The 9,524-nt window shown below is 71.9% G+C and carries 10 protein-coding genes; 4 read left to right on the top strand and 6 right to left on the bottom strand.

From position 1 onward, the window contains the following. Positions 1–59 precede the first annotated feature (59 nt). Complete coding sequence (locus ACWEBX_RS26085; RefSeq protein ID WP_451887241.1) at positions 60–1,886, top strand: endonuclease/exonuclease/phosphatase family protein; 1,827 nt, start codon at positions 60–62, stop codon at positions 1,884–1,886. A 202-nt stretch (positions 1,887–2,088) separates the two neighbouring features. Here ACWEBX_RS26085 and ACWEBX_RS26080 read toward each other — a convergent pair whose 3' ends face one another. Both ACWEBX_RS26080 and ACWEBX_RS26075 read right to left on the bottom strand, forming a co-directional pair. Continuing rightward, positions 2,089–2,820, bottom strand: a complete 732-nt coding sequence (locus ACWEBX_RS26080) for an SRPBCC family protein (RefSeq protein ID WP_451887240.1) — start codon at positions 2,818–2,820, stop codon at positions 2,089–2,091. A 19-nt stretch (positions 2,821–2,839) separates the two neighbouring features. Beyond that, positions 2,840–3,583, bottom strand: coding sequence for an ArsR/SmtB family transcription factor (locus ACWEBX_RS26075; RefSeq protein ID WP_451887239.1), 744 nt, complete (start codon positions 3,581–3,583; stop codon positions 2,840–2,842). 167 nt (positions 3,584–3,750) lie between these two features. On the opposite strand from ACWEBX_RS26075, the gene ACWEBX_RS26070 reads away from it, so the two are divergent. Then, positions 3,751–4,899, top strand: a complete 1,149-nt coding sequence (locus tag ACWEBX_RS26070) for a YihY/virulence factor BrkB family protein (protein WP_451887238.1) — start codon at positions 3,751–3,753, stop codon at positions 4,897–4,899. Positions 4,900–5,003: 104 nt separating this feature from the next. On the opposite strand, the gene ACWEBX_RS26065 is transcribed toward ACWEBX_RS26070, so the two are convergent. After that, complete coding sequence (locus ACWEBX_RS26065; RefSeq protein ID WP_451887237.1) at positions 5,004–5,729, bottom strand: hypothetical protein; 726 nt, start codon at positions 5,727–5,729, stop codon at positions 5,004–5,006. After that, positions 5,726–5,869 (bottom strand): hypothetical protein, encoded by a 144-nt coding sequence (locus ACWEBX_RS26060; protein ID WP_451887236.1) that lies wholly within the window; start codon positions 5,867–5,869, stop codon positions 5,726–5,728. Before ACWEBX_RS26060 ends, ACWEBX_RS26065 begins: the two co-directional genes overlap by 4 nt. A gap of 171 nt (positions 5,870–6,040) precedes the next feature. On the opposite strand from ACWEBX_RS26060, the gene dapA reads away from it, so the two are divergent. Continuing rightward, positions 6,041–7,036 carry a 4-hydroxy-tetrahydrodipicolinate synthase gene (dapA, locus tag ACWEBX_RS26055; protein WP_451887235.1) on the top strand — a complete coding sequence of 332 codons (996 nt, stop codon included), beginning with the start codon at positions 6,041–6,043 and terminating at the stop codon, positions 7,034–7,036. On the opposite strand, the gene ACWEBX_RS26050 is transcribed toward dapA, so the two are convergent. Beyond that, positions 7,023–8,222, bottom strand: a complete 1,200-nt coding sequence (locus ACWEBX_RS26050; RefSeq protein WP_451887234.1) for a WD40 repeat domain-containing protein — start codon at positions 8,220–8,222, stop codon at positions 7,023–7,025. The genes dapA and ACWEBX_RS26050 overlap by 14 nt on opposite strands. Then, positions 8,219–8,788, bottom strand: coding sequence for a SigE family RNA polymerase sigma factor (locus tag ACWEBX_RS26045; RefSeq protein WP_451887233.1), 570 nt, complete (start codon positions 8,786–8,788; stop codon positions 8,219–8,221). The genes ACWEBX_RS26050 and ACWEBX_RS26045 overlap by 4 nt, the downstream gene beginning before the upstream one ends. 137 nt (positions 8,789–8,925) lie before the next feature. Between ACWEBX_RS26045 and ACWEBX_RS26040 the strand changes: the two genes are divergently transcribed. After that, on the top strand, positions 8,926–9,423 hold the full coding sequence (locus ACWEBX_RS26040) for a hypothetical protein (protein ID WP_451887232.1): 498 nt from the start codon (positions 8,926–8,928) through the stop codon (positions 9,421–9,423). Positions 9,424–9,524: the final 101 nt, after the last annotated feature.

Below are 9,524 nucleotides of genomic sequence, written 5' to 3'. Positions count from 1 at the left end.
GCTCCCCCCACCAGTCCACCCTCGTCCCGGCGCTCACGAACGTCCCCGGAGGGATTCCCTTGCCGAGCAAGAGAACCGCGCGCATCGGCGCGCTGACCGTCGCCGCGGTCTGTTCCACCGTCTCCGCCGTTGTGCTCACCACACCGGCCCAGGCGGACACCGTCCACATCCACGACATCCAGGGCACCACCCGGACCTCCCCCCTCGCGGGTACGAAGGTCACCGACGTGCCCGGCGTCGTCACCGGCGTGCGGACGTACGGTTCGTCCAAGGGCTTCTGGTACCAGGACCCCACGCCGGACGCCGACCCCGCCACCAGTGAGGGCGTCTTCGTCTTCACCAGTTCCGCCCCCAAGGTCGCCGTCGGCGACTCGGTCACGGTGACGGGCACGGTCTCGGAGTACGTCCCGGGCGGCGTCTCCACCGGCAACCAGTCGGTCACCGAGGTCACCAAGCCGACGGTCACCGTCGTCTCCAGCGGCAACCCCGTCCCGGCCGCGACGGTCGTCGACGCCCGGTCCGTGCCGGACGACTACGCCCCCGCCGGCGACACCGCCGCGGGTGGTTCGGTCAACGCCCTGACCCTGGAGCCGGCGCAGTACGCCCTGGACTACTACGAGTCCCTCGAGGGCATGAACGTCCAGGTCGCCGACACCCGCGTGGTCACCGCCACCGACCCGTACACCGAGCTGTGGGTCACGGTGAAGCCGCACGAGCACGCCTCCCGCCGCGGCGGCACCGTGTACGGCTCGTACACCTCGCAGAACACCGGACGGATACAGATCCAGTCCCTCGGCGCGACCGCCGACTTCCCGGCCGCGAACGTCGGCGACAAGCTCACCGGCACCACGGCGGGTCCGCTCGACTACAACCAGTTCGGCGGCTACACCCTCGTCGCGAACCAGCTCGGCACCCTCCAGAAGGGCGGCCTGGAGCGCGAGACCACCCGGAAGCAGTCGCGCGGCGAGCTGGCCGTGGCGACGTACAACGTCGAGAACCTGGACCCGGGCGACGCCACGTTCGCCGCCCACGCGTCCGCGATCGTGAACAACCTGAACGCGCCCGACGTCGTGTCCCTGGAGGAGATCCAGGACAACAACGGCGCGACGGACGACGGCACGGTCGCCGCCGACCAGACGGTGAACAAGCTGATCGACGCGATCGTCGCGGCGGGCGGCCCGAAGTACGACTGGCGCTCCATCGACCCGGTCAACGACCAGGACGGCGGCGAGCCCGGCGGCAACATCCGCCAGGTCTTCCTCTTCAACCCCGAGCGGGTCTCGTTCACCGACCGCGCGGGCGGCGACTCGACGACCGCCGTCGGCGTCACGAAGGTGCACGGCAAGGCGCAGCTCACCGCGTCCCCCGGTCGCATCGACCCGGCGAACGCGGCCTGGAAGAGCAGCCGCAAGCCGCTCGCGGGCGAGTTCGTCTTCCGCGGCCACACGGTGTTCGTGATCGCCAACCACCTCAACTCCAAGGGCGGTGACCAGGGGCTGACCGCGCAGTACCAGCCCCCGACGCGCAGCTCCGAGGTCCAGCGGCACGCCCAGGCGACCGTGGTGAACGCGTTCGTCGACGAGATCCTGAAGACGCAGAAGAACGCCGACGTCATCGCGCTCGGCGACATGAACGACTTCGAGTTCTCCGAGACCGCCAAGATCCTGGAGGGCGACGGCGAGCTCTGGTCGGCGATCAAGTCGCTGCCCAAGAAGGAGCGTTACACGTACGACTACCAGGGCAACCAGCAGGTCCTGGACCAGATCCTGGTCAGCCCCTCGATCCGCAAGGGCTGCGACCTGGACTACGACAGCGTGCACATCAACTCGGAGTTCTCCGACCAGATCAGCGACCACGACCCGCAGGTGCTGCGGTTCCGTCCGTAGCCGCTCCGGCATGCGGTCCGTAGCCGTTCCGGCATTCGGCTCGTAGCCGCTTCGGCATGCGGTCCGTAGCCGCTCCGGCCATCGGCTCGTAGCCGCTCCGGTACGCGAGAGCCCGGCCCCGTCGTCCGGGGGGCCGGGCTCTTCGCCTGCTCGGGGAGTCCGCTCCGGCTGAGCCGGGCGCGGCTCTCCGGCCGCGCTCGGCTCAGCCCGCGAAGACCTCGTCGAGCCAGCCCTTCCAGGCGGTCTCGTTCGCCTTGGCGTCGGCGCCGGGCGCGAAGTCGTGGACGCTCATGCCGACCGGCGCGCCCCAGCGGCCCCGCCCGAAGAAGCGGATGAGCGCGCCGTCGGTGCGCAGCCCGATGAAGTACGGGTTGCGGTAGTCGAGCACGGCGTCGAAGTCCTCGCCGCCGGGCCCCTTCGCCCGCACCCGCGTGCCCTCGGCGGTGGCGTCCGGGAGGCCGAGCGCCGTTCCGACGGCCGCGAAGGCGTCGGAGGTCGCGGACACGCCGGGCCCGTCGAAGGTCGCGAAGGCCACCGGGCGGCCCGCGAAGTGGGTCACGTACTCGCGCAGGGTGTGCAGATAGAAGTCGGTGTGCTTGTCGGCTCCGTCGTACTGGTTGTCCCAGTCGTCGGTGAAGATGCCGCTGTGCACGTACCGGACCCAGGAACTCCGGCCGTCGCCGCGGGCCTCGATGGTGTGGTCGATCTGGTTGAGGCTCTGCGTCGGGAACCCGACGTCCTCGGTGCGCACGGTCAGCCGGTGCGGCGGGTCCCAGGTGGTGATGGTGCTGCCGAAGGGCCCTGCCCCGCCCTCGCGGGGCTCGAACTCCATGGGCCACAGCCAGCCGCCGCTACCGCTGGTGATCGCGTCCCAGACCTGGGCGGGCGGGACGTCGACCTCGTACTCGCGGGCGACCTCGAATTCCTTGGGCATGATGACAACTCCTGGATGATCAGTGGGTGGCTTCGGGGCCCGCGGGGGCTTCCACGGCTTCGGGTCCGGCCTCGACTTCGGCTCCGGCTCCGGTCTGTGTCACGGCTTCGGGTTCGGTCCGCGTCACGGCTTCGGATTCCGTCCGCGTCACGGCTTCGGATTCCGTCCGCGTCACGGCTTCGGGTCTGACCGTGGGGTGGACGGCGACGACGATCCGGTGCGGACGCCCGGCCTCCGCGTCCCCGTCGTGGTACTTGCGGATGAGCGCGCTCACCCCCGCCGTCAGCTCCTCGATGAACTCGGCCCGGTCCGCCGCCGACGCGAAGGTCACCTCGCCGTCGAGCGCGTACGTCGCCAGCCGCTTACGGGCCTTCGCGGCCCCGGTGACGAGGGAGCCGACGTCCCTGACGAGCCGGGCGCCGAGCGCGAGGAGCCAGCGGGCCGACCACTGGTCCCGGAAACGGTCCGGATCGGGCGCTACGGCGGCCAGCGCCTGCGGAGAGATGACGTACGACGCCGCCGTCGCCCGCATCATCCGCTCGGTGACGTTCCCCTTGCGGCGCTCGCCCGCCAGCTCGACCAGGCCGTGCCGCTCCAGTGTCTTGAGGTGGTAGTTCACCTTCTGCCGGGGCAGGCCGACCTTGCCGGCCAGCATGGCGGCCGACGCCGGTCCGGTGGCCAGCTCGGCGAGCAGCCGGGCCCGTATGGGGTCCAGCGACACGGCGGCGGCCTCGGCGTCCTCGATCACGGTCACGTCCAACATGACTCCAGACTCTCACCGAAAACTTTTCTTGTCCAGACGGTTCGAATCGTCGGTGGGTCGAGGAGTCGGCGTTCCGGGGAGGCGGAAGTTTCGCCGGGCCGGCGTCCCGGGGCAGCCGGGGCGCTCCCGGCGGGCTTCAAGAGCGGAATTCGGGCAACACGGCGGGCATGGACGAGAAGCGACCGGAATCGAAGCAGCGAGCTCTTCCGGACACGGGCGCGGGCGCGGAGGCGGACGTGGACAGGGTCGCCGGCCCCGCGCGGGATACGGGTGCCGGGGCGGCCACGGAGGCGTCCGCCGGAAAGGGTGGCCGCGCCAAGCTGCCCGCGCGGGCGTGGTGGGCCGTGACCTGGCGCACGGTGAAGGAGTTCCGTGACGACGAACTCGCCGACCGCGCGGCGGCGTTGACCTACTACGGCGTGCTGTCGCTGTTCCCCGCGCTGCTGGTGGTGGTCTCCCTGCTGGGTGTCATGGGCCGGCGCGTCACGGACCGCCTCCTCGACAACGTGGGAGACCTGGCGCCGGGCCCGGCCCGCGACATCCTGCGTGACGCGGTGACGCAACTGGGCCACAGCGGCGGTACGGGCGGGGTGCTGGCGATCGTCGGGCTGGTCGCCGCGCTGTGGTCCGCGTCCGGGTACGTCGGTGCGTTCATCCGTGCGTCCAACGCGGTGTACGACCTGCCGGAGGGCCGTCCGGTCTGGAAGGTCACGCCGCTGAGGCTGGCGCTCACCGTCACGCTGATGCTGCTCCTCACCGGGAGCGCGATCATCGTGGTGTTCACCGGTCCGCTGGCCGAACGCGCCGGAACCGCCTTCGGGCTCGGCGACGCGGCGATCACGGCGTGGTCGGTCGTCAAGTGGCCCGTCCTGCTGGTGCTCGTCGAGCTGATGATCGGGCTGCTGTACTGGGCGGCTCCCAACGTCTCCGGCCGCGGCTTCCGCTGGTTCAGCGCGGGCAGCGTCCTCGCCACCCTGGTCTGGCTGACCGCGTCCGCGGGATTCGCCGTCTACGCCGCCGGCTACGCCTCGTACAACAAGACGTACGGCACGCTCGCGGGCGCCATCGTCTTCCTCGTCTGGCTGTGGCTCACCAACCTGGCCATCCTGCTGGGCCTGGAGTTCGACGCCGAGCTGGCCCGCCAACGCGCCATCACCGAGGGCCGGCCCCCGACCGAGGAGCCCTACGTCGAACCGCGCGACACCCGCACGTGGCCCCCGCGCCTGCGGGCGTTGCGCGCGGCCCGGGAGAAGGTGGAGTCGGGGATCGCGCCAACGGGCGCGAAGGCCGGCCGGGACACCGCTGAGCGGGTGTGAGGGGAGGGGTCGGCGGCGTGCGTACGACGCGGCGGCGGGCCGGTGTCCGGTCCGCCGCCGCGTCCTTCCCCTCCGGCTCCTTCGACTACCCGGACCGGCCCGCGCTACCCCTGGGTGCCCCTGTCCTGCAGTCGGCCCAACTGGCTCTGGAACCAGTCGAGTCGGGCCTGGAGCAGCGCGGCCTCCGCGACCAGCTCCGACACCCCGAGCGAGGCCGCGGCATCCCCGGGAGAAGTCATGGCACCCCCGGGACCGGGCGTGGGCTCCCCGGGACCTTCAACGCCGGCCAGGGGACCGCCGGTGGGCCGGACCCGCAGACCCTCACCGGCCAGCCGCGCGAAGGAGGCGAGCGAGAGCGACGTACGACCGCGTACGCAGCCGGCGCACGTGGCGCTCAGGGCGCGCCAGCCCGGGCGTCCCCAGCCCGCGTCCGCCAGTGCCGCGGCCGCGGCGCCGCAGCCACAGGGGCCGACGCCGGCGCCGCGTACCCGCTGGCGGGCGTAGCGGAAGCCGCGCTCGAAGCGGATGTAGGCGCCGAGGACGGAGACTTCGAGGAGAACGGCGGCCCGGTGTTCGGCGGTGCACAGCATCGCCTCGGCGACAGCGGACTCGTGCACGCAGTGGAAGCCGCAGTCGCAGCGGCGGTGCGGGGCGCGGTGCCGCCGTCCGTAGACACAGCGCGCGTCGTCCAGTACTCCGTACGGCAGCGCGCCGCCCAGCGATACGCCGGTGAACCCGGCCCGGGTGCCGTCCTGGGACAGCACCGGGTGCGCGATCTTGTATCCGGTCGGCGGCTCCGTCGGGCGTTCCTCGGGGAGCCGCAGTCTCATCGCCCGGCCGGAACCTCTTCGGGCAGGGCCGCCTCCGACTCCTCGACCAGGTCGGGGAGTTCGGGGATCCCGGAGGTGTCCTCACGGGGGTGAACCCGTTCCTCCGCCAGTCCGGTGGCGAGTGCCTTGCCGAGCCTCATGACGCCTCCCGCTGTGCCGACGACTGCCGTTCAGGCCATGGTGACCCATGACGCCCCGGTTTGGCACTAGCGCCTCGTTCATCCCCGCACCTGAACGACGTAGCACTCGTTGACGATATCTCGTAGAAGATTTAAGTGGAGCTTCACAATGGAGTGGCCGACACTACGTTCATGACCGTTCCGAGGACCGCTCCCGCGACCGCCGTCTCCCCCGCCCCGGCCGGTGCGCCCCGCCCCGCCGCCCCGCACCCGGCACGGCCCGCTCCCCCCTTCGGCCGCGCTCTCTGCGCGATGGTCACACCGTTCACGCGGGCGGGCACGCTGGATGCCGACGGCGCGCAGCGGCTCGCCGCTCTGCTGGTGGCCGAGGGCTGCGACGGGCTGGTGCTCTCCGGGACGACGGGCGAGTCGCCGACGACGTCGGACGCCGAGAAGGCCACGCTGGTGCGGGCGGTGCGGGAGGCCGTGGGCGACCACGTGTCCATCGTGGCGGGCGTCGGGACGGCCGACACCCGGCACACCGCGGAACTGGCCGCGGACGCCGAAAAGGCCGGAGCGGACGGGCTGTTGGTGGTCGCGCCGTACTACAGCAGGCCTCCGCAGGACGCGGTCGAGGCGTACTTCCGGGAGATCGCGGACGCCTCGGGGCTGCCGCTCATGCTGTACGACATCCCGGGGCGCACCGGGACGCGGATCGAGCCGGAGACGATGATCCGGCTCGCGGGGCATCCGCGGATCGTGGCGGTGAAGGACTGCGCGTACGACCTGCTCGGCACGCAAAAGGTGCTGGCCCGCACGGAGTTGGCGTTTTACGCGGGATGCGACGAGTACGTCCTCGCGCTGTACGCGATCGGGGCGGCGGGGTATGTCAGCACGGTGGCCAATGTCGCTTCCCGTCAGTTCCGCTCCATCGTCGACGCGTTCGACGCCGGGGACTCCGCCGGGGCCGCCCGGGGCCAGCGGCAGGTACTTCCGCTGGTGGAGTCGATGATGTCCGCCGGGCTGCCCGGAGCGGTCACGGCGAAGGCGTTGCTCCACTCGCTCGGGCTGCCCGCCGGTCCGGTGCGGGCGCCGCTGCGGCCCGCCGGCCGCGAGGCGGTCGACGGGCTGCTGTCGGCTCACCGGGAGGCGACCGGCGCGGGCGGAACGGCGGTCAGCGTGCGCTGAACAGCGGCTCCCACGAGCCCATTTCGGTCATCATCTGCGGCCCGTACGCCGTGAGCGGTACGGCCTTGGAGGAGCCGAGGGTGAGCATGGCGAGCCGGTGGGGGTGGTCGCCGTGCCGGCTGTTCTCGAAGACGATGAGCCTCTTGTCGTCGGCCCAGGCCAGGGGCGCCATGTAGTCGGACACCTTGGGCACGTCCTTGCCGGTCGTCATGTCCCGCACTCCCGACGGGTGGACCAGGTACCTCTTGTCCGGCGAGTACCCGGCCAGTTCGAGCTCGAACTTCACCTCGTTCACGGGCGTGGCGACGCTCCTGCCCGACAGATCGTGGTACTGGCGGTGGGGCTGGGTGACGATGTGCTCGTAGAGCAGGGTGCTGTCGGCGCTGAAGCGGAAGTCCCAGCGGCCGCCCCGCGAGCGCCCCCACTCGTCCTTCCAGTCCGGCGCCCGGTGCCATTCCGTGTTCCCGGAGGCCACGTCGATGATGCTGAAGCCGGTCCGGCAGGCCACGCCCTCCAGCATCCAGCCCTTCTCGCCGTCGGGTCCGGAGCTCTCGATCCGGTGGCTCCAGTAGCGCCGGTCCGGATCACTGGAGTACGTCGTCGCGACGATCTTCCTGCCGTCGGGCGAGAGCGCGACACCGGCGGCGCCCTGCGGGACCGGGACCCAGCGGCGGATCTCGCCGGTCGTCAGGTCGAGCAGTCCGACGCGCCGGGCGGGGAGCGTGCGTTCCAGCACGGCCGCGGTCCGTGAACTCGGCGCGGTGTCGATGACGGACCACCGGGTGTCCTTCACATACCGTCCGGTCCGCCGGTCCAGCCGCTGGTAGGTGCGGGTGAGGACCTCGTCCTTGTCCGGCTGCTTCACCAGCGACCGGACGCTGAACGCGGCGAGCGCGGTGCCGCCCGCGGCGACCATGTCACGCGGCGGATACTGATCGGGCCGGGCGACGACGTCGCTCCGGTCGACCCGGCCGGCCGGGCGCACGTCCTGCCCGCCGCCGTCGAGCCGTGGAACGGCGACCGTCACGGCGATGGCCGCCACGGTCGCCAGGGCGGCGCCGGCGATCGTACGGGTCCTGCGGCGCCGGCGGAGGGCGAGAACCCGGTCGGCGAATCCCGGCGGTGTGCGCGGGTCGTCCTCGGCCTGCTCCCGGAGCGTGTCGCGCAGAAGTTCTTCGACGTTCACCGGTGTACCTCCACGGGCGAGAAGTCACGGGCCGGCGGCTGCGGCTCGTTCCCCGGGCCGAGCGCGGCCAGTTCGGGGGCGAGTGTCCGCAGCCGGGCGAGCGAGCGATGGGTCGTGGAGCGCACGGTTCCGACGGAGCAGCCGAGGAGCCGGGCCACCTCGGCCTCGGGCAGGTCCTCGAAGTAGCGCAGGACGAGCACGGTGCGCTGACGCGCGGTGAGCCGGGCCAGCGCGCCCCGCATGACGATCCGCAGTTCGGCGGCCGCCGAGGCGTCCGTGGCGGGGGCCGCGGGGCCGGACCTCTCGGGCGGTTCGGCGACGCTCAGTTCCCGTCGCGGCCACTTCAGCCGCCAGCGGCTCACCTGCTGCCGGTACAGGATCCTTCGTACGTACGCCTCGGGTTCGTCGATCCGGTTCCAGCGGCCCGCCACCTTGATCAACGCGTTCTGCAGCAGGTCCTCGGCGGCGTGCCGGTCTCCCCCACTGAGGAGCACCGCTGTCTTCAGCAGCGCGGACGACCTGTTCGCCACGAAATCCCGGAAGGTCTCATCCGCTTCGGCATCCATCGTCACCTTCTCGTCCCCGGTGGCCCCGTGTGACCCACCCCTGTGCCCCTGGTGACGCGCGCGGCCGTTCCCCGCTATGCCTCCGAGCCGAGAAAATCACGCCCGCTCCCGCCGCCGGGGTCCTCTACGGTGACCCGATGAGCCGACCGCTGCTGTTCCTCGACGTCGACGGCCCGCTGAATCCGTACGCGGCCCAGAAGGAACGCCGGCCCGCGGGGTACACCACGATCCGCGTGGCGCTGCATCCCGGACGGCCGCTGCGGGTCTGGCTCCACCCCGACCACGGCCGCGCCCTCCTCGCCCTCGGCTACGACCTGTGCTGGGCCACCACGTGGATGGACTCCGCCAACCGCTGGATCGCCCCGGTGATCGGCCTGCCCGAACTTCCCTGGGTCGACTTCACCGGCGCCCTCTTCACCGAGCGCCCCGACGGCGTCCACTGGAAGACGGAACGCATCGTGTCCTACGCCGAGGGCCGCCCGTTCGCCTGGGTGGACGACGAACAGTCCCCGCCCGACGAACGCTTCGTGGCCGCCCACCACCCGGCCCCCGCCCTCCTGCACCACGTGAGCCCCCGAGTCGGCCTGGGCGAAACCGACTTCGAGGCACTGAGGGAGTTCGCGTCCCGGCTGTGAAACGCCGGGCGTCGGGCGAGCCTCGGCCGCACGAGCGCGGAACTCATGACGCGCGAGGGCGCTCGACCGCAGACGACACCGGCCTGCTGCCGACAACTCGG

This window comes from Streptomyces sp. NPDC005070 (genome assembly GCF_053600395.1).
This window is presented reverse-complemented; position numbering and strand designations above follow the sequence as displayed.

Coding starts and splice junctions, on each gene's coding strand:
- ACWEBX_RS26080 (WP_451887240.1), bottom strand. CDS start 2,820: ATGCCCAAGGAATTCGAGGTCGCCCGCGAGTACGAGGTCGACGTCCCG.
- ACWEBX_RS26075 (WP_451887239.1), bottom strand. CDS start 3,583: ATGTTGGACGTGACCGTGATCGAGGACGCCGAGGCCGCCGCCGTGTCG.
- ACWEBX_RS26070 (WP_451887238.1), top strand. CDS start 3,751: ATGGACGAGAAGCGACCGGAATCGAAGCAGCGAGCTCTTCCGGACACG.
- ACWEBX_RS26065 (WP_451887237.1), bottom strand. CDS start 5,729: ATGAGACTGCGGCTCCCCGAGGAACGCCCGACGGAGCCGCCGACCGGA.
- ACWEBX_RS26060 (WP_451887236.1), bottom strand. CDS start 5,869: ATGAGGCTCGGCAAGGCACTCGCCACCGGACTGGCGGAGGAACGGGTT.
- dapA (WP_451887235.1), top strand. CDS start 6,041: ATGACCGTTCCGAGGACCGCTCCCGCGACCGCCGTCTCCCCCGCCCCG.
- ACWEBX_RS26045 (WP_451887233.1), bottom strand. CDS start 8,788: ATGGATGCCGAAGCGGATGAGACCTTCCGGGATTTCGTGGCGAACAGG.
- ACWEBX_RS26040 (WP_451887232.1), top strand. CDS start 8,926: ATGAGCCGACCGCTGCTGTTCCTCGACGTCGACGGCCCGCTGAATCCG.